This window comes from Glaciecola sp. 2405UD65-10, from assembly GCF_048820975.1.
Taxonomy (GTDB): Bacteria; Pseudomonadota; Gammaproteobacteria; order Enterobacterales; family Alteromonadaceae; genus Glaciecola.
This window is the reverse complement of sequence record NZ_JBMEUF010000001.1, coordinates 1,867,280-1,886,793: the sequence shown is the minus strand read 5'-3', so window position 1 is coordinate 1,886,793 and position 19,514 is coordinate 1,867,280. Positions and strand designations below refer to the sequence as shown.

General features: G+C 42.4%; 15 protein-coding genes. 8 read left to right on the top strand and 7 right to left on the bottom strand.

Annotation, left to right across the window (positions count from 1 at the left end; translation table 11 throughout):
* The first annotated feature begins 48 nt into the window (after positions 1-48).
* Positions 49-606, top strand: a complete 558-nt coding sequence (locus ACOI22_RS08485; protein WP_420671591.1) for a PhnA domain-containing protein — start codon at positions 49-51, stop codon at positions 604-606.
* On the opposite strand, the gene ACOI22_RS08480 is transcribed toward ACOI22_RS08485, so the two are convergent.
* Positions 603-1,640 (bottom strand): LacI family DNA-binding transcriptional regulator, encoded by a 1,038-nt coding sequence (locus tag ACOI22_RS08480; RefSeq protein WP_420671590.1) that lies wholly within the window; start codon positions 1,638-1,640, stop codon positions 603-605. The two genes, ACOI22_RS08485 and ACOI22_RS08480, sit on opposite strands and share 4 nt — an antisense overlap.
* 148 nt (positions 1,641-1,788) lie before the next feature.
* On the opposite strand from ACOI22_RS08480, the gene ACOI22_RS08475 reads away from it, so the two are divergent.
* The 3 genes from ACOI22_RS08475 to ACOI22_RS08465 are packed head-to-tail and all read left to right on the top strand — an operon-like array spanning position 1,789 to position 5,988.
* Positions 1,789-3,165 (top strand): MFS transporter, encoded by a 1,377-nt coding sequence (locus ACOI22_RS08475; RefSeq protein WP_420671589.1) that lies wholly within the window; start codon positions 1,789-1,791, stop codon positions 3,163-3,165.
* Entirely contained in the window at positions 3,155-5,476 is a 2,322-nt protein-coding gene (locus ACOI22_RS08470; RefSeq protein WP_420671588.1) for a GH36-type glycosyl hydrolase domain-containing protein, read from the top strand. The genes ACOI22_RS08475 and ACOI22_RS08470 overlap by 11 nt, the downstream gene beginning before the upstream one ends.
* Positions 5,473-5,988: a gluconokinase gene (locus tag ACOI22_RS08465; RefSeq protein WP_420671587.1), complete on the top strand. Its 516-nt coding sequence runs from the start codon at positions 5,473-5,475 to the stop codon at positions 5,986-5,988. The genes ACOI22_RS08470 and ACOI22_RS08465 overlap by 4 nt, the downstream gene beginning before the upstream one ends.
* A 14-nt stretch (positions 5,989-6,002) precedes the next feature.
* On the opposite strand, the gene ACOI22_RS08460 is transcribed toward ACOI22_RS08465, so the two are convergent.
* Together ACOI22_RS08460 and ACOI22_RS08455 are read right to left on the bottom strand one after the other, a co-directional pair.
* Positions 6,003-8,333, bottom strand: a complete 2,331-nt coding sequence (locus ACOI22_RS08460) for a methyl-accepting chemotaxis protein (RefSeq protein WP_420671586.1) — start codon at positions 8,331-8,333, stop codon at positions 6,003-6,005.
* 163 nt (positions 8,334-8,496) lie between these two features.
* On the bottom strand, positions 8,497-10,275 hold the full coding sequence (locus ACOI22_RS08455; protein ID WP_420671585.1) for a lysophospholipid acyltransferase family protein: 1,779 nt from the start codon (positions 10,273-10,275) through the stop codon (positions 8,497-8,499).
* Between the two features lie 244 nt (positions 10,276-10,519).
* Here ACOI22_RS08455 and pyrC point away from each other — a divergent pair, with 244 nt between their 5' ends.
* The 3 genes from pyrC to upp all read left to right on the top strand — a co-directional run bounded on the left by pyrC (position 10,520) and on the right by upp (position 13,689).
* Positions 10,520-11,551, top strand: coding sequence for a dihydroorotase (gene pyrC, locus ACOI22_RS08450; protein WP_420671584.1), 1,032 nt, complete (start codon positions 10,520-10,522; stop codon positions 11,549-11,551).
* A gap of 3 nt (positions 11,552-11,554) precedes the next feature.
* Complete coding sequence (gene dbpA / locus ACOI22_RS08445) at positions 11,555-12,967, top strand: ATP-dependent RNA helicase DbpA (protein ID WP_420671583.1); 1,413 nt, start codon at positions 11,555-11,557, stop codon at positions 12,965-12,967.
* A 92-nt stretch (positions 12,968-13,059) separates the two neighbouring features.
* Complete coding sequence (gene upp, locus ACOI22_RS08440) at positions 13,060-13,689, top strand: uracil phosphoribosyltransferase (protein ID WP_420671582.1); 630 nt, start codon at positions 13,060-13,062, stop codon at positions 13,687-13,689.
* 256 nt (positions 13,690-13,945) lie between these two features.
* Here the strand turns inward: upp and ACOI22_RS08435 are convergent, their stop codons facing one another.
* Positions 13,946-14,083 (bottom strand): hypothetical protein, encoded by a 138-nt coding sequence (locus ACOI22_RS08435; RefSeq protein ID WP_420671581.1) that lies wholly within the window; start codon positions 14,081-14,083, stop codon positions 13,946-13,948.
* Between the two features lie 192 nt (positions 14,084-14,275).
* On the opposite strand from ACOI22_RS08435, the gene ACOI22_RS08430 reads away from it, so the two are divergent.
* Positions 14,276-15,076 (top strand): GGDEF domain-containing protein, encoded by an 801-nt coding sequence (locus ACOI22_RS08430; RefSeq protein WP_420671580.1) that lies wholly within the window; start codon positions 14,276-14,278, stop codon positions 15,074-15,076.
* Positions 15,077-15,147: 71 nt separating this feature from the next.
* Here ACOI22_RS08430 and ACOI22_RS08425 read toward each other — a convergent pair whose 3' ends face one another.
* The 3 genes from ACOI22_RS08425 to betB are packed head-to-tail and all read right to left on the bottom strand — an operon-like array spanning position 15,148 to position 19,504.
* Complete coding sequence (locus tag ACOI22_RS08425) at positions 15,148-16,347, bottom strand: BCCT family transporter (RefSeq protein ID WP_420671579.1); 1,200 nt, start codon at positions 16,345-16,347, stop codon at positions 15,148-15,150.
* On the bottom strand, positions 16,341-18,041 hold the full coding sequence (gene betA, locus ACOI22_RS08420; protein WP_420671578.1) for a choline dehydrogenase: 1,701 nt from the start codon (positions 18,039-18,041) through the stop codon (positions 16,341-16,343). Before betA ends, ACOI22_RS08425 begins: the two co-directional genes overlap by 7 nt.
* Complete coding sequence (betB, locus tag ACOI22_RS08415; RefSeq protein WP_420671577.1) at positions 18,041-19,504, bottom strand: betaine-aldehyde dehydrogenase; 1,464 nt, start codon at positions 19,502-19,504, stop codon at positions 18,041-18,043. The genes betA and betB overlap by 1 nt, the downstream gene beginning before the upstream one ends.
* Positions 19,505-19,514 lie beyond the last annotated feature (10 nt).

Here is a 19,514-nt window from a genome sequence, read left to right as displayed (position 1 = left end):
CACAAGCATGATAATATACCCACAATTTTTTTCTGGTTACTATTTATTATGCAATCTACTCTTGAACAGCGAAGCAACAATCAATGTGAAATTTGTCAGGCGAGTGCGCCCTTAAAAGCCTACTTGTTACCTGAATCTCCCGACACCAGCCCAAACTGCCATGTTTTTATTTGTGATACTTGTCAAAGCAATATAGATGCTGGCGCAACATGCGATGTTCAGCATTTTCGCTGCTTAAGCACAAGTATGTGGTCAACCACACCGGCCGTGCAGGTACTAAGTTATAGATTACTAAATAAGTGTAATAGTGAGCCTTGGGCACAAGATGCCTTAGATATGTTGTACTTAGATGATGAACTATTGCAATGGGCGCAAGCCGGCATAGCGGCTGAGCGTGAACCTACGCTTGACGTAAACGGTGTTGCGCTACAAGCAGGTGATGCAGTCACGATTATTAAAGACTTAGATGTTAAGGGAGCGGGTTTTACTGCAAAACGCGGCACGCCTGTTCGCAACATTGGATTGTCGGAAAATCCTTTGCATATAGAAGGGCGAGTAAACGGCCAACGTATCGTTATTATAGCGGCTTACACTAAAAAGAATTAGAGCTTGCTTTGCAATGAAGCCCTATTGATAAAAGTAGGGCTAAAGGGCACTGCAGCTGTTGCGGCCTCAATTACATAAACATGTTTTAGTACCAACAAGCCTGCAGCTTTACCTATTTGAGCAATGGGGTAGTCAACGCTTGATAGTTTAGGATAGGTGTATGAGGCAACATTTGAATTGTCAAAGCCTACAATCGAAAGCGCATTTGGTAAGTGCATTTTGGCATCTCGCGCCGCTGACATAACCCCGCACGCAATTTCATCGTTTCCGCATACCACACAGCTAAAGGGTTTGTTTTGAGCAAGCAACTCAAGTAGCGCTTTAGCGCCACTTTCTTGCGAAAATTCAGCCTCTATAAATAGCGCAGGATCATATGCAATGCTGGCTTGCGCTAGGGCGCGCAGGTGGCCATCCCAGCGAGCGTGTGCATCATGCTTTTTTAAGGGGCCGCTTATATAAGCAATATCACAATGACCAAACTCAATTGCTTTGCTTGTGGCTTTAAAGCCACCTAATTCGTTATCAATACCAATACAATTGTTAGGAAAATCAGATAGCTCTCTATTTACAATAACAATGGGAATATCGCCTTGGCATAATTCATTTAAGTACTCATCGCTAAGCGCTTCTACGTGAAGTATTAAGGCGTCGCAATTGCGGTCTATAAGAAAATTAATTCCCTCTTTTTCTGAAGCTGCATCACCATGGCCGGCCGTTACAATGATATGCTTATTGTGCTCTCTTAACACCGATTCTACCGCACCTGTAAATGTCCCAAAAAACTCACTGGCCAACTCGCTTACCAATACACCTACGCAGTTTGAACGCTGAGATGCTAAGGAACTCGCCACCGTGTTAGGACGGTAATTGAGCTGTGCCATGGCCGAATGTACTTTTTCTTTAGTTTTAGAAGACACGTTTTGGTGCTTGTTCACTACTCGTGAAACTGTTGACACTGCGCACCCAGCTAGCTTTGCAACCTGATAAATAGTCGCCGCTTTGGAATCGCTTCCATGGTTTAATTTTTTATTCATAGTATGAGCAGTTTATAAGTTCAAAGTCGAAAAATGATAGCCATATTGCGGCTAGCTTACATCTAATCTGCTAAAATGTGAACAAGTTGTTGATTAATCCTTAACCTTTGTGTAACTTAAATGGAAGCGCTTCCAATTAGGGTTTTTAATGACGGCTTCATCTAACAATTTTAAACACAAGTTACCTTTTGCTGAAAAAGTGGCTTACGCATTAGGCGATACCGCGAGTAACTTGTACTGGCGCTTATTCGATGTTTTTCTTTTTATTTTTTATACCGACGTATTTGGTATTCCAGCCGCTACCGTTGGTACCATGATGCTAAGCGCGCGCTTAATAGATGCATTTTCAGACCCAATAATGGGAGCGCTTGCTGATAGAACAAATACTCGCTGGGGTAAATTCAGGCCTTATTTGCTGTGGGGAGGAATACCTCTTTTAGCCGCTGGTATTTTAACTTTTACGGTGCCTGATTTATCTGAGCCAGGTAAGGTCATTTGGGCCTATTTAACATATATTGCGATGATGCTTGCGTATACCTTCATTAATGTCCCTTACGGAGCAATGATGGGAATAATGACTGGTGATAGCCAACAAAGAACGGCGCTAAGTAGCTTTCGCTTTATTGGCGCATTCACTGGCGGAACTATTGTTGCTTATTTTACGCCGTCATTAGTGGCTTACTTGGGGCAAGGTGATGAAGCTTTAGGTTGGCAGCTAACGCTAGCGGTATACGGCACAATTGCCATGGTGCTATATAGTATTTGCTTTTTTATGTGCAAAGAACGTGTGCAAGCAGCGAGCCCGCAACACCATACACCTATGGTTGATGTAAAAGACTTATTGGCGAATAAACCTTGGTTGGTGCTGTTTTCATTAGCGCTAATTATTATGTTAACCATTTCTATACGCGCAAGCTCGGGCACCTTTTACTTAAAGTATTTTTTAGAGCGTGAAGATTTAATTAGTAGTTACATGACCTTATACATGGTGGCACTCACCATTGGTGCAGCTAGCACGCCTTTACTAACAAAATGGCTTGATAAACGTAAGCTCTTAATTGTATTAATGCTCGCGGTTGCTGTACTTGCCGGTATGCAGTATTTCGTAACTAAAGATATGCTTACTATGCATTTTGTTATTCAAGGTTTAATTGGCTTTTGCTTGGGGCCTAAATCCCCTTTAGTGTTTTCAATGTACGCTGACACCGCTGACTATTCTGAATGGCGTACTCACCGCCGATCAACTGCAATGATATTTTCTGCCGCTGCATTTTCTCAGAAACTTGGCGGCGCGCTTGCTGGCGCAATTATAGGCTACATGTTAAGTGGTATGGGTTATGTACCAAACATGCAGCAATCACCTGATTCACAGCAAGGTATTGTATGGTTAATGACCTTAATTCCTGCTGTATTTGCGCTTATTGCCGCGCTTTGTATTCGCTTTTATTCTTTATCAGAGTCACAACTTGCCCTTATTCAATCAGATTTAAGTGCGCGCCAGTCGGATGCTAACCATGACCTCTAACAACCCCATTTACAGTATTAACAGTGCAAATCATGAAGTGGCTTTGCATAGCCCAACGGCGCTTCCCAATGCCTGCGGTTTTTTGTGGAACAAAGACATGATGATTCAAATGAATTGCCGTGGATACGCCAGTGCCCAACATATGCAACCTGAGCCAGCTAAATACAGTAAAGGCCCCGCGCTTGAATCAACCACGTTTATGCAACCTGAGCATCATTATTACACTGATCATCCGGGGCGCTTTTTTTATGTAAAACTAGATGATAAACCCTTGTTTTCAATGCCATATGAGCCAGTTAAAGCGCCACTTGAAAACTTTGTTTTTGTGCATGCTAAAGATGAACTGAGATGGCATATTGAGCAGCATGGTTTGCAGTTTGTTATTACGCTTAGTTTGGCAGAAGGGGTGGTTGAACACTGGTCGCTTAGTGTGACTAATACGAGTAACAAGCCCCTAAACCCTGTGATTTATCCTATGTTTTCAATTGGCTATTTGTCGTGGATGAATCAGTCTGCAAGTTATGATGCATCTTTACAATGCATTGTGGCTAAATCAGTTACGCCGTATCAAAAAACACAAGACTACCCATATATTAGTAGCCTGAAAGACATTACCTTTTTTGCTAGTAAAACAGCGCCTGATGGCTTTACCTGTAACTACAAAAAGTTTCTTGGAGAAGGGCATTTGTGTGCGCCGCAAGGATTACTAAACGGCAAACTTGGCGAAGAAGACGCAAATTACGAAGTGCCTGTGGGTGTATTTCAGTATTCTTTGCATTGCCCACCGGGTGAAACACGAACATTGAACTGGCGGTTTGGCGCAGTAAATAAAGTTGAAGATATTGGCCCTTTAATTGATTTTGAAGCAAGTGCTAAAACACCTGCCAGTAATACCTTGCGGGCGGTGACTTTGCAAAGCCCAAATTCCGAATTTAATGATATGGTGAACAATTGGCTTCCCAGGCAACTTGCTTATCATGGGCAAATGAACCGCCTAACTACTGATCCCCAAACCCGTAACTTTTTGCAAGACAGCATGGGCTTAATTTACTTAGATGCTGGCGCGGCAAAGCAGAACTTTTTAAAGGCTATTTCCCAGCAACACCTTAGCGGCGCTATGCCTGACGGCGTATTGCTTCACGAAAAGGCCACTTTAAAGTACATAAATCAAGTTCCGCATTCTGATCATAACGTGTGGCTACTATGGTTTTTAGAAGTATATATAAACGAAACACATGACACTGCACTTTTTGATACCACCGCCGGTTTTTGTGATGCAAAGGAAACAGCCAGTGTATACGAACATATTAATAGAGCCATGCACAACCTAGTTGAAAACCTTGACGAACGAGGCTTAAGCTTAATTAAAGAGGGTGATTGGTGTGACCCTATGAATATGGTAGGCAAAGATGGTAAAGGCGTATCTGCATGGTTGAGTATGGCTACTAGCCGAGCTTTTACAAGCTGGGCGAATTTGTGTCATAAGCTAGGGGAGTACAATGATGAAGCGAAATGGAATGCACAGGCGAAGGCATTAAATCTTGCAATAGAAAAGTACTTTTGGGCCGACAATTGGTATGCGCGAGGGATTACTGATAATGGAAGGCGCTTTGGCACCCGTGACGATAACGAAGGCAGTATTTATTTAAATCCACAAGCTTGGGCAATGCTGGCCTTATCACCTTCTGTTGAGCGAGTTCACGAACTCAATAAAGCCGTTGATACACAATTAAATACTCCCTTCGGACCAATGATGCTTGCGCCAGCATATACGCATATGCATACCGATATAGGCCGCATTACGCAGAAGTCCCCGGGTGTGGCTGAAAACGGCTCGGTATATAATCATGCGGCGGCGTTTTATGCGGCCGGTTTGCTTGAGCAGGGTGAAGCTGATTTAGCATTTGATGTGCTTTATAAGATGCTGCCACGGGATTCTGATATAACGCTTCGTGGCCAATTACCGGTTTATTTACCTAACTATTATCGCGGCGCGTATTATCAATATCCAAGCATGGCCGGGCGTTCAAGCCATTTATTTAACACCGGAACCGTCGCTTGGTTTTATCATTGCGTGGTAGATGGTTTGCTTGGTTTACGCGGCGCAGAAGAGGGCCTTTATGTTAATCCGCAACTGCCAAGTACTTGGCATGAACTTCACGTTACGCGCAATTTCAGAGGGCATGAATACACACTTCATTATATTCGAAAGGCGGGCGAAACCTTGCACTGGCGCCTTGATGGCAAAAGAGGGGATAACACAATGCCATTGCCTGAAGTCACGCAAACTATTGAGGTTCTATTTTCATGAACACAAAAGCGCAACAAATTCTCATTATGGGGGTGAGCGGCAGTGGAAAAACTAGCGTGGGTAAAGCGCTTGCACAAGCCCTTGCGTGCGACTTCATAGACGCAGATGACTTCCATTCGCCCGAGTCCAAAGCCATGATGGCAGCAGGAACACCCTTAACAGATAAAGAGCGTGAACCTTGGGTACTGTCGCTATGCGAAATGCTTTCGCAATATAGCGCAAAACGAAAGTCGGTTGTATTGGCTGTTTCTGGTTTAAAGTCCGCGCATAGAATACAGCTAACTGCGGCTTGTAAAAACTGCGAATCATTTCTACTAGACCTTCCTTGTGATGTCTTGGAAGCGCGTTTAACCCAACGCGCTTCCCACTTTTTCCCTGCTACTTTGTTAAAGAGCCAGTTATCAAGCTTAGAGCAGCCAAAAGCTAGCGAAAGCTTAACAGTCCTTGATGGCAATCAAACAATTACTGCCCTAGTAGATTTGTGTAAATTACAGCTCACTCAGTCAATATAAAACTGCCAATTGTGCTACAAACGGAACTGTCCAACCGCTTTCTTCAACGACTTAACTATTTGCGTAAGCTCGCTGCTTTCAGTTTCCATTTGATGGGCACCTTGGGTGGTTGATATTGATATTTCTTTAATTGCATCAATACTGCTAGTTACATTATTGCTCATTGCTCGTTGCTGTTCTGATGATTCCGCAATGTGCTGGTTCATTTGTGTTATGTGCGTTATTGCCGCTGATATTTTTTGCAAGGCATCAGCAGCTTCACGCGCTTTATTTACGCTCGTTTCAGTTTGTTTCTCGCCACTGTTCATTACGCTTACGGCGTTTGCAGCCCCCGTTTGCAAGGTTTGAATCATAGCTTGTATTTCTTCTGTTGATTCTTGGGTTCGGCTTGCTAGTGTTCTTACTTCGTCGGCAACTACCGCGAATCCACGGCCTTGCTCGCCTGCTCGAGCAGCCTCAATAGCTGCATTTAAGGCAAGTAGGTTGGTTTGTTCAGCAATACCTCTAATTACATCTAATACGCTGCCTATGCTTTCACTATCACTGGCCAGTTTATTAATAACCAAAGCGGCTTCTTTTACCGCTTGTGCTAAATCATTAATAGACTCGCTGGCATCAATTACGGTTTGGTTACCCTGCTGAGCTTGCTGATTCGCATCATTTGCTGCGGTATTGGCGTCACTTGAATTATTGGCTATTTCATCTACCGTTGTTGTCATCTCATCCATAGCCTTTGCCACTCTATCGGTTTCAGCATTTTGTTGCGCCATGGCCGTACTTGCCGATGCGCTTACTTGGCGAACGTTGTCTGCGGCGTGCAGCATTTGATCACTATTGGTAGCAACGGTATTCACTATGCCATGGATTTTTTCAAAGGTTTTATTTAACGAGCCAACAATGCCGGCGGTTACATCGCTAGGTTTTGCTCGCAGGCGAGTGGCCAAATCTGAGTTGCGTTCTATCTCTTCAATATCGTCTTGCAGTTTTTCAATAGGCCGAGTGAGTTTGTTACTAAACCACAAGCCACAGGCTATCGCAAAAATAGAAAGTATGGACGCTACAATGGCTGAGGATAGTAATAAGGTATTAGATAGGTCTTTAGCCGGTTCAACCGCTTCTGCTACGTCCATTTCACTTAAAATGGCCCATTCAAGCCCAGGTATATCAAGCTTGGCGTAAGCGGTTAGCACTGGTATCCCTCTGTAATCTACCGATGCCCCAAAACCCGATTCACCAGCAATGGCTTGTTTAAACACATCTGACTTTATTGTTTGCAAATTAGCAGTAGTGCCTTGTGCTCCAATAATCTTGGCTGTTGTATCATCAAGGCCATGGGCTTTCGCAGATGCCATGTATTTTTCAGGTGACTCAATAAAAAATCGGCTCACAGAACGCATTTTACTATCTGCACCTACTAAATACGTTTCACCACTCACACCTAGTCCAATATCCTTCCAAGATTCATGGCTGGTGGTTATCTCATCAATTTTCTCTACTGGCAGCTGTAAAATAAGCACCGCAATTTTTTGTCCATTACTAAAAATGGGAGTTGCCATAAAAGAAGCCGGTGCATCGTAAGAGGGTAAATACGATGCAAAGTCAGCCATGGCAATGGCGCCGGCTTCGTTGGCTGCATTGGCTTCTTTGAATACCTTTCCTATGCCGCTTTGAGCATATGGCCCGTTAATTAACGATGTAGCAAAGTCGAGCTCTTTAAACACTGAATAAATAATATTCCCGGTGTCAGAATCAACTATGAAAAGGTCGTAATAGCCGAAAGTTTCCACAAAATTGCGGTAGCTAGAATGATACCTCGCATGTTCATCATTATAGACAGACTGCCCAAGCGCTTTATCTAAGTTGTGCTTTTCACCTAATGGATGGGTATTTGCAGCAATATAGCTGTATTGAAGTGCAATGGCGTTGTCACTCAAACTGCCTAGCATTTGCGCAATGGAAGCGGTTTTTCCTGAATTCCTGCGAGCATACTCAGCACCAAATTTATTTTGATAGTAGTCTTCTACGGCTGCTTTCATTTGCGCCATACTTACATCAGTAATAACACTATCAGCATAGTAATCGGCAGGTGCTATCATGCTATTTGCAGCTTCAATAGTCATTGTACTGCTGGCTTTTGTTACAATCTGATTTCTATATAACTCAAAAGCCGTTTCTAATTCACGCTTTTTACTTTCGCGTTCTGAAATAAGCCTAAGCTCTGTTTGACGCAATAATGCATCGCTTCCACTATCTTTAGCAACTAGGGTGCTAGCTACAATAGATACAGCCATAGGCAAAATTGCCAATAGAATTAAAGTCATTACTAGTTTGTGCTTCATTGTCATAGAAAGCTCGTTATCACTGAAGTGAGTTAAGGATTTGTGGAAATTTTCAACTTAACAAGTTAACGGCAGAATAGTGCTAAAGTATAGGTTTTAGTTCAATTTTTGTTCGAAAGTGTGTTTTTTGAACGGTTTAGGGGCTGTACATGATTGAAATAAAAGTAATTTACTCTACTTTATATGCCTTGTATTGTTCGGCTGCATCACCTAAATATAACTTTAACAAACGTGCAGGTGCACTAGGTAAATGAACACTCAATAGAAGCCCTGGTGTGTGATTAAAGCTTTTATCAATACCTAGCGCATGAAATTTAGCCCCCATTTTTTGGTATTGCTTAGCCAATACAGGAATATCTTTGCCGTCATGTTCAATGCTTGCTAGTAATGCACTTAGGTTAGTATCAAGGCTTTGAGAATGGTGTAAGTCGGCAATCTCGTGATGCAAGTTGAAATCAAACTCGTTTCGAGGTCTTACATGTTCACGATTTTCAGGTGCAATCAAAACTTGTTCAATTAATTTTACGCTTTTAGGATCATAAAGCTTACTAATAGAAACGGTACCATATAGCGTACGGTATTGTGGATACAGGCAAGCAAATGCGCCAATCCCTCGCCAAAGTAATAATAAACCTTGGTAAGAGCCCTGAAACTCTGGAATTAAAAATGAGCGACCCATTTCCATACAGGGTTCGGTGCGGTTCACAAATTGCGGTTTAAAATCAAACATTTTATGCAGATATAAGCCATCAAGGCCGTCTTTTTCAATAAGCCTGTCACTTAGGCCCATTCTATAGGCGCCCATTATTTGCTGTGTTTCATTTTTAACAATAAATAAGTGTGTATATGTTGCATCAAAGTGGTCAGTATCAAGAGGCTCTCCGCTACCTTCGTTGTGTTCTCTAAACACAATTTCTCGTAGGCGAGCTATTTCACTCACAATGTGAGGCGCTTGTGCTTGGTAGGCAAAATAAACGCTGTACTCATCGGTTTGTACGAGCAATTGATTGCTAGGTAAGGCGGCCAATTCAAGTGCAATAATAGATGGCGCAATTTCAGCCTGAATAGCTTGCATTTGTACACTGTTATCTTCGGGCCATTTATACTGCCAGTTGTTATCTTGCGCGTAGCTTAAAGCTCGGCATATATCGGCTTTCTCTTGATAATTATTGCCCTTAATGAGCGACGCTTTTATGGCTTGTCCTGCGCACAATTGCACTGTACTGCCATTTTTATTTAGTAGTTCGCGGGCCAACATTAGCATACGAATACGGTAATACACGCGGCCTAATCTATAAAACCATTTACTGTTAGTACCGCCTACGAAAATAGGCACATAACGCACATTATTAATTCCTACTAAACGGCCAACAATCTTGTTCCATTGATGCTCACTTACGCCTTGTTTTTCATCTTGGTAATATGAAACACGGCCGGCAGGAAAGAGTAAAAGCGCTCCCTCATTTTGAACGTGCCTAATACATTGTCGAAGCGAAGGGCCGTTTTGGGGATCTTTTTCTGATAATGGATTGGTAAAAATAAAATAGTCTTTTAGTTCTTTAAATATGCCCAAGCCTTTGTTGGCAAGTACTTTTAAATCAGGGCGAACTTGGCCAATCACTCTTGCTAAAATTACCCCCTCAATGCCACCAAAAGGATGGTTGCTGGCTAACACTACCGGGCCGGTTTTGGGAATTTTGGCTTGCAGTTCAGCAATGCCCCTTACATCTAATTGTAACAAGGATATAAGCTTGTCTGCGAAAGCTTCTTTGTTTAAACCTTGCATATTATGTAGTTGATACAGGCTATTCATTTTGGCTATACCTAAAATACGGTCAAGCACACGAACAAAGGTTCGCGTAGGCCAAGATGCTTTTGGAATAAGGTTGTTAATGCTAATGGTATATGTGGCAGGTGCTGGCAAGCGAACTGACTCCTGTACTGCCATGCTAAGACTAATTCTGTACAGGGCGTTAATTAAAATATTGCAAATACGGTTAAACAAACCACCTGAAACAGAGCTTGTTTTTATATCCTAGGAAATAGACCGCTTATTAGGCAAAAACTTTCAAATTTGAGTATAAACTAATGTTCGTTGAACAAACAAGCTGAGTGCTATTAATTGTGCATCAAGTGCGCTTTTAAGGCATAATTACGCGCATAAATTGTTTTCCAAATTGAGGTATTAATATATGCGCAAAATTACGATCCAAACACCCGATGACTGGCATCTACATTTTCGAGATGGGGATATGCTCGCTGAAACTGTGCCCGCAACGTCACGTTGTTTTAATCGCGCTATTGTTATGCCTAATTTGGTTCCGCCGGTAACAACAACCGAGCTTGCGCTTGCTTATAAAGAAAGAATTCTGGCTGCGGTACCTAGTACCGATACTTTCGAACCATTAATGACCTTATTTTTAACAAACGATACAAGCCCTGACGAAATAGTAAATGCCAAAGCCGCTGGTATTGTGGCAAGTAAACTATATCCCGCTGGCGCAACCACTAATTCAGATGCGGCGGTTAAAGGCATCAAAAGCTTATATCCGGTGTTCGAAAAGATGCAAGAAGTGGGCATGCTTCTGTTAATTCATGGTGAAGTGACGCAAGCGCATATTGATATTTTTGACCGCGAAAAAGCGTTTATTGATACTTTCTTAAAAGATATTGTAAATGACTTTCCAAACTTAAAAATTGTGTTTGAACACATTACCACTAAAGATGCCGCTGACTTTGTAATGGCCAGCTCAAACAACGTGGCGGCTACTATAACGCCGCAACATTTGCTGTTAAATCGTAATGACTTATTAGTGGGCGGTGTTCGCCCGCATAATTATTGTTTGCCTGTATTAAAACGAAACATTCACCAACAAGCATTGCAAGCGGTTGTGGCATCGGGCTCTAAAAAGTTCTTCTTAGGTACCGATTCAGCGCCCCATGAAAAGCATAAGAAAGAAAACGCATGCGGCTGCGCAGGTTGTTATAGTGCGTGGAGTGCAATAGAACTTTATGCTCAAATTTTTGATCAACTAGATGCCCTTGATAAGCTCGAAGGCTTTGCTAGCCACTATGGGCCTGATTTTTACGGATTAGCGCGTAACGAAGGAACAATTACCCTTGAACAACAAGATTGGCAGGTGCCTGAACTTGTTACATTGCCTTCAAATGATGAAATAGTCCCATTTTTTGCTGGGCAAACACTAAATTGGAAACTTGCTTAGTTTATGAATACTACTAACACCCACACACCACAAGCCTTTAGTGAATACCCCTTAGAAGGGGCTTTGCAGTCATCACTGGCTGACTTAGGCTATACGCATTTAACTAAGGCGCAAGAGGCCTGTTTATCGGTAGTACTAGAAGGGCAAGATGCAGCGGTAAAAGCGAAAACTGGCTCAGGTAAAACCCTCGCGTTTGGCCTTGGTGCATTACAAAGTTTAATTAAGGCGCAAGAAGCGGGGCATAGCGGAGTACACACCCTTGTGCTTTGCCCTACCCGAGAACTTGCGCAGCAGGTAGCTGAGCAATTACGTTTGTTAGCAAAGCATCATGCTAATACCAAAATACTGACCTTAGTTGGCGGCATATCTATAGGCCCTCAAATTGCATCTTTAGTGCACGCACCTAGTGTTGTGGTGGGCACGCCAGGGCGCGTAATGGATCTTATAAGCAAGCAAAAATTAGACGTAAGCGCAGTTAAAACCTTGGTACTAGATGAGGCCGATAGAATTTTAGACATGGGCTTTGCTGATCAAATGGGCTGGATTTTAAATGCCTTGCCTAAAGCCCGACATAGCATGTTGTTTTCCGCTACTTTTGGTTCTGCTATTCAAAGCTTAACTAAGCAGTACTTGCAAAAAGCTGCAGTAATTGAGGTAGAAGATAATGAACAGCATTCTCAAATTACGCAGCTTGGGTATCAAATTCAGGATGATCGTTCGGTGTATGCTGTTGCTGCCTTGCTAACGCATTATCAACCGCAATCTTGTATGGTGTTTTGCCAAACCAAACATGAAACACAAGCCTTGTGCGATGAACTGTTAGGCATGGGGTTTAGTGTTCACACCATTCACGGTGATTTAACCCAAGCTCAACGCCAGCAAGTGCTCACACAATTTTCTATTAAAACGTGTAATGTATTAGTCGCTACTGACGTAGCCGCGCGTGGATTAGATTTAGACCAAGTTGATTTGGTTATTAACGCTCAATTGGCTGACTCAGCAGAAACTCATACCCACAGAGTAGGGCGAACTGGGCGAGCTGAGCAAACCGGCACAGCCATTACCTTAATTCAAGACAACCAGCAAAAAGCCTTAGCCCAAATAGCTGAGCTTACTAATAGCCATATTCCGGTTAAACACATTCAAGCCTTACGTTTTCACGCCAATAGAATTGCGTTGCCTGAACATGAGTGCGTAATGATTGATGGCGGTAAAAAGCAAAAGATTAGTAAAGGTGATTTGCTTGGTGCACTTATTAAACAAGCAGAAATTGTGAAAGATGATATAGGTAAAATGCAAATTACCCATGACAAGTCGTACGTTGCAATTAAACAGCGAAGCGTAAAACGTGCTTTAGCTCACTTTCGCGAACATAAAGTGAAGGGAAAAAGTTTACGCGCACGAAAACTCAAATAAGCGTAAACCCAACTATTAGTCAGTAATGTATTTTTCAGAAACAATGAACTTGAGTACTGTAAATTAACTTTTCACGAAAGGACTTATAAACGATGGCTGTGCACTTAATTGAACATCCACTGATACAACACAAAATAGGGCTTATGCGTGCTATTGATATCAGTAGTAAAGAATTTAGAGAATTAACTAACGAGCTAGGTAGTTTGCTTACCTATGAAGCCACTCGCAATATTGAAACGGAAAATGTTGATATTAACGGCTGGGCAGGCGAGCCCATTACGGTTAAGCAAATTAAAGGGAAAAAAATGACGGTGGTTCCCATACTCAGGGCCGGCCTTGGCATGTTGGATGGCGTGTTAACCTTAATTCCTAATGCCAAAATAAGCGTGGTGGGTTTATATCGAGACGAAGAAACGCTTCAACCCGTTGCCTATTTTGACAAGGTGGTTGCAGATGTTGCTAACCGCACGGCGCTTATTATTGACCCAATGCTTGCCACTGGAGGCACTTTGGTAGCCACCATAGATTTACTAAAGCAGAAGGGCTGTGACAATATCATGGGCTTATTTTTGGTTGCCGCACCAGAGGGTATTAAAGAGGTAACTTCAGCGCATCCTGACGTTGATATATATCTTGCGTCAATTGACGACCGCCTGAATAAACAAGGTTATATATTGCCTGGTTTAGGGGATGCGGGTGACAAAATTTTCGGTACCCGATAATACAAGATTGTGCTAGCGAAAAATAAAGCAATAAATGCAGAGATTCGTTAGCACTAATCGCTCAAAAAATGTTAGGGTGATCTAGGCCTGCAAAACTAACAACAAGAGAGCAAAGGTAATCTTGATTAGCATATTGTCTTTACCTTTATTTATTACGGCAAGCATAAGCTTTATATTAGGCTTGTTCTTTATGCTCCTCTTTTATCGTTTAAAATATCGATACGAAGAGTCTGTCGCATACTATTTAATATTTTCTTTATCCGCTGTTGTTAGCGGTATTTTTTTCAGTGCTTTTGGCGTTTTGCTCAACTCGGGCGATAATCTTAATATACTCAATGTTGCTAACCGAATAACCGTTATTGGCGCTATGTTTACCATAGTGTTGAGTCTTCATTTTTATATCGCTTTTTTTAGATACAAGGCCCCCGCGTTTCTTAAATGGAGCTATTACATTTGCGCAGTATTTGCGTTAATTGCGCTAGTACCCAACCAATATTTTCTTATAAAAGCCTTCTACTCCACATCAAAATTCTACGTAGGCTTAGAGTATGGCCTTATATTTCAAGTGTGGGGTTTATGGATTTTAATGTTAGCAATGTACTGCATTTACATTCTTGTAAAGGTGTATATTAGGCAGCGCAGGCGGCATACCAATAATAATATTAGTGCGGTTCAATTGCTGTTGTTTGCAAATATAGTTTGGATGATTACCGGAGTATGTGACACCTTTACAGGTATTCAACTAATTGATTTTCCACCGCTTACTTGGATTGGTTCATTTATGGTGACCTGCAGTATTGCTTGGATTTTAGTACTTCATATTGACAAACTCTACGAAGAAAAAATGCAACTGAGTAATCGCTTGATGTTTGACCATCTTACTCAGGCGTTTTCGCGTCAATATTTGGAAATTAAGTTAGCAGAAGAAATAGATTTACTCACAAGTAATGAATCATCAGCTTTGGTGGTTTGCGTATTTGATATTGACGATTTTAAGTCTATAAATGACCGCTACGGACACGTAAGCGGTGATGAATTATTAAAACAACTTACCGTATTAATTAAAGAGAGTATTAAACCGTCTGATTGTATTGCTCGTTTAGGTGGTGATGAATTTGTTATTTTACTTACCGAACAACAAGGCGAAAACAATGCGCAACTCGTGCTTGAGAGAATTAGAAAACGCATTGAGGAAACACAATTTGGGCAAAACGCTAGTTCGTTTTCTGCCACCTGTTCGTTTGGAATCGTTAGTGTAAAACCGGGTATTGAATACTCGGGTAATTTGTCAGAAGAGCTTTTATCACGTGCTGATGAAGCGCTATATGCGGCAAAACGACAAGGCAAAAACAACATTAGTGTGTATCAGTATAGCGCCAGCGATTAATTTCGCGGCCCGAGCAAAGTGCGCGTAGCGCAGCCATTGCTCTTATTCTGCCGCTATATTAACAATTGTATTTATTGATTCTCTTTTGTTGCGCTCAGTACAGTGGCGGCCTTCGGTAGTGTGAGTTTGTTTCTATTAACGATTATATATACAAAACAACACAGACTTACCGCTATAACAAGCGCGCCTACCCATTGAATGCGGATAAACTGTAAACTGAAAAGTACCGTAAGGGTGATCATCAAGCACGCGTGCAGCATCATGTATTTTTGCTTACCAAAACGGGCAACCGTTAGCTGTAAGTTGTCAGAGTACAAGCGAATAAGTGAATCTAATGAGTTAATAACAAACACGATTCCTACAAGCACCATGGCAATATTGATTAGCCCGGTAGTTTCCAAACCCTTTAAATGAAACAAATACAATACGCTAAACCATAGCCCAATTGATAACGAAGGCCATACTAGCATCGCAATAAAGAGCTTTGTGGTGTTCATACTGCCTACAAACCTTGCGGTAAACTGGCCTATCATAATGCTCCAAGCAAACCACCAAAATAAGTAAAATGCATGGTAATCGTTAATGGGCAGTACAAACTTCTCTAAGTGTAAGAAGTACTCAGAAATAAGCGGAAGCGTGCTGACTAAATCTGAACCTGAAATACGAGAAGACATAAGCGCTGTAACGCCAAGTAACACTATTAACGCTAAAAATAAGCCCCCAGATGACAGGCTTAATACTTTAACGAATTTGATGTCTGTACTTGAATAAACCGCAAATAAAATAGTGGCGCCTACAATAAGCGTGTAATACCAAGGAAAACCATTTTCAATAGCAATGGAAGGTAAATACCAACTTAAATTGGCGAACAAAAGGTGTGCAGTAAATGCGCATGTGCCAATAATAACGAAATTATTAATCCATTTTACCCACGGTATTTCGAAAAACTTCACACGAGGTTCAATGGCACAAAAGTAAAAGCAGGTGACAAAGTATATTGCCCATACAAGAAAACCCCAAAAACCAAACTCAATTGCCAGTGGGTTTGCAAAGGCATATTCAGCGTTTTCTAAAGTATTGGCATACACCGGAAACTCAGTTAACGGAAACATAATTAAACCCACATCAAGGCCTGATGTGAATAGTATGGCAACAAATGTTAGGGTTGAAACAGGGTAGCGCCCGTTTAACTCAAGTTTTCCCCAGCGGGTCAATATGAACACCACCATCGCCATAAAAAATAGCATGCCCACACTCACCAAAATCAACATGGTATAGTCCGCTTTGGCGCATTGTTTCGTTGTTGGGTTTGCCAGTGCTCATCTTGATAAACAGTAGCCTGAACAGGTGGAAGCACTTGTTGTTTAATGATGTCAGCGGCGCGTTCAGCTACCATAATGGTAGGCGCGTTTAAGTTGCCATTTGGCACCGTTGGAAACACTGACGAATCTACTACGCGAAGGCCTTCAATCCCTCGTACCCGCATTGTTGAGTCAATAACGGCCATGTCATCACTGTTATCACCCATTCGGCAAGTACCGCAAGGATGATAAGCGCTCTCTACAAACTCGCGCACAAATGCATCAATGTCTTCATCACTTACAATATGCTCTCCGGGTTGAATTTCTTTGCCTCTGTACGCATCCATAGCAGGCTGTGCAATAATCTCTCTAGACAGCCTCACGCAGGCTCTAAATGCCTCAATATCATCTGGATGCTGCAAGTAATTAAATTGAATTTCCGGAGGTGTGGTAGGGTTGGCATTTTTTACCTTCACCCAGCCACGGCTTTTAGGCTTATTATGGCCAATATGTAATTGGAAACCGTGGTCGTCAAACGCCGATTTGCCGTCGTAGCGCATCGCTGCAGGCAAAAAGTGATACTGTAAATCAGGCCATTCAACGCCAGGTTTTGAGCGAATAAAACCGCATGATTCAAAGTGATTGGTTGCACCTAATCCTGTTTTAAATAATATCCAACGCACGCCAATGGCAAGTTTACTCAATGGGCCTAATTGGCTATTTAGGGTAATAGGCTGTTTGCAGCGGTATTGAAAATAAAACTCTAAGTGATCTTGTAGGTTTTGACCCACGCCCGGCAGATGATGTTGTGTTTCAATACCTGCCTGCATGAGGGTTGTTTCGTCGCCAATACCCGATAACTGCAAAATATGAGGAGAGCCTATTGAGCCTGCACTTAAAATAACTTCTTTATTTGCAAATGCTTTGCTTTTCTTATTGCCTGAAAAAAATTCAACCCCTACGGCTTTTTTATTCTCAAGCAGAATTTTTTCAACCTGTACGCCTGTTTTTATTGTTAGGTTGGCGCGTTTCATCGCCGGCTTTAAGTATGCATTCGCGGTTGACCAGCGCACACCGTTTTTTACCGTCATATGCATAGGGCCAAAGCCCTCTTGCTGATGGGCGTTATAGTCGTTTGTTTGCATGTATCCTGTGTCAACGCCGGCATCAATAAAGGCTTGATACAGAGGGTTTTGCATATTGTTGCCGTTATTTACGGCAAGCGGCCCGCCTGTTGCGCGGTAGTCATTTTCTTCAAAAGCCCAGTCTTCCGCTTTTTTAAAATAAGGGAGGCAATGTTGGTGATCCCAGCCTTGCGCACCGTGTTCTTGCCATTCATCAAAATCACGGGCATGCCCGCGTACATAAACCATTCCGTTTATTGATGAAGAGCCACCAAGGACTTTACCTCTAGGGCAATGCATTTCACGGTTATTTAAAAAAGGTTCGGGTTGGGTATGAAACTGCCATGCATACTTTTTTGTATTCATGGGTATTGATAAAGCAGTGGGCATCTGAATAAAAATACTGCGGTCTGAACCACCTGTTTCTACTAGTAACACCGACACTTGCGCGTTTTCGCTTAACCTGTTCGCTAACACGCACCCGGCAGAGCCTGCCCCAACAATTATATAATCAAAACTTTCGGTATTGCTAAGGCCCATTAAAATGGCCCTTCAAGCTTGTCCATACCCACGTAAATAGATTTTGTTTGTGTGTAAGCTCGTAGCGCTTCAACGCCGTTCTCACGGCCTATGCCCGACAATTTATAACCACCAACAGGCATTTCAACAGGCGAATTGCCATACGCATTTATCCAGCATATACCCGCTTGTAATTTTGCAATCACTCGGTGTGCTTGTCGAATATCCTTGCAAAAAATACCCGCAGCTAGGCCGTAATCGGTATTGTTAGCACGCGTAATAACTTCGTCTTCTGTTTCAAATGTTAAAACAGACATAACCGGCCCAAATATCTCTTCTTGGGTAATACGCATGTTGTCGGTACAGTCGGTAAATATAGTTGGGCCAACAAAATAGCCATCTTCGCAACCTTGCGGTCTTATTCGTTCGCCGCCAAATGCAAGTGTTGCTCCCTCTTGTTTACCTAACTCTATGTAAGACATTACTTTTTGCATATGAGGTTCACTAATAAGCGCACCTAAGTTGGTAGCAGGGTCTGATGGGTCGCCAACAATTACATTATTTCGTGTGCGCTCAACTAAGCGAGTAACAAAATCGTTGTAGCAACTTTTATGCACAAATACTCGCGTACCATTGGTACAAACTTCGCCTTGCGTGTAGAAGTTACCCAGCATGGCACCGGTTACCGCTTCATCAATATCGGCATCTTCAAATACAATCAAGGGTGATTTACCACCAAGCTCCATGGTCACATTTTTCAATGAGCCTGCTGCCGCAGCCATGACCTTTTTACCTGTGCCAACTTCACCGGTTAACGATACTTTTGCAATAGCAGGGTGCCTAACTAAATAGTCTCCCACTGCGCCGTCGCCTTGAACTACGTTAAATACGCCTGGTGGTACGCCTGCTTCAATAAATATTTCAGCTAACATACTTGCGCCACGTGGCGTTTCTTCAGAGGGTTTGAAAATCATGCTGTTACCAGCCGCTAGCGCAACGGCAGCTTTCCAACAGGCTATTTGTATAGGGTAGTTCCATGCGCCTATACCTAAACATACACCAAGAGGTTCGTGGCGTGTGTAGAAAAAATCGTTACCCACACTTTGCTGTTCGCCCATGGTGGAGGTGCATAGGTTGCCAAAGTATTCAATGGCATCTGCGCCTGTTTGCACATCTACCACCGATGCTTCTTGCCACGGTTTACCGGTATCTTTCACTTCAATTTTAGCAAGTTCATCATTGCGCGCTCGAAGAATATTCGCTGCTCGCTGCAAAATGCGCGCGCGCTCAACAGCAGGGGTGGCTGACCAAATTTGAAAGCCCTTCTGAGCAGAGCTAATAGCGTCGTCTAAACGAGCTTTACATGCTGTTTGCACGGCGTAAATAACCTGAGCTGTTGCTGGGTTAATGACGTCAAAAGTGGCATGGTTGCTATTATTAATGTAGCAACCATCAATGAAGTTTTTAAGTAGTGTAAAAGACAACGATAACTCC

Coding starts and splice junctions, on each gene's coding strand:
- ACOI22_RS08485 (WP_420671591.1), top strand. CDS start 49: ATGCAATCTACTCTTGAACAGCGAAGCAACAATCAATGTGAAATTTGT.
- ACOI22_RS08480 (WP_420671590.1), bottom strand. CDS start 1,640: ATGAATAAAAAATTAAACCATGGAAGCGATTCCAAAGCGGCGACTATT.
- ACOI22_RS08475 (WP_420671589.1), top strand. CDS start 1,789: ATGACGGCTTCATCTAACAATTTTAAACACAAGTTACCTTTTGCTGAA.
- ACOI22_RS08470 (WP_420671588.1), top strand. CDS start 3,155: ATGACCTCTAACAACCCCATTTACAGTATTAACAGTGCAAATCATGAA.
- ACOI22_RS08465 (WP_420671587.1), top strand. CDS start 5,473: ATGAACACAAAAGCGCAACAAATTCTCATTATGGGGGTGAGCGGCAGT.
- ACOI22_RS08460 (WP_420671586.1), bottom strand. CDS start 8,333: ATGACAATGAAGCACAAACTAGTAATGACTTTAATTCTATTGGCAATT.
- ACOI22_RS08455 (WP_420671585.1), bottom strand. CDS start 10,275: ATGGCAGTACAGGAGTCAGTTCGCTTGCCAGCACCTGCCACATATACC.
- pyrC (WP_420671584.1), top strand. CDS start 10,520: ATGCGCAAAATTACGATCCAAACACCCGATGACTGGCATCTACATTTT.
- dbpA (WP_420671583.1), top strand. CDS start 11,555: ATGAATACTACTAACACCCACACACCACAAGCCTTTAGTGAATACCCC.
- upp (WP_420671582.1), top strand. CDS start 13,060: ATGGCTGTGCACTTAATTGAACATCCACTGATACAACACAAAATAGGG.
- ACOI22_RS08435 (WP_420671581.1), bottom strand. CDS start 14,083: ATGAAGACTCAACACTATGGTAAACATAGCGCCAATAACGGTTATTCG.
- ACOI22_RS08430 (WP_420671580.1), top strand. CDS start 14,276: ATGTTAGCAATGTACTGCATTTACATTCTTGTAAAGGTGTATATTAGG.
- ACOI22_RS08425 (WP_420671579.1), bottom strand. CDS start 16,347: ATGTTGATTTTGGTGAGTGTGGGCATGCTATTTTTTATGGCGATGGTG.
- betA (WP_420671578.1), bottom strand. CDS start 18,041: ATGGGCCTTAGCAATACCGAAAGTTTTGATTATATAATTGTTGGGGCA.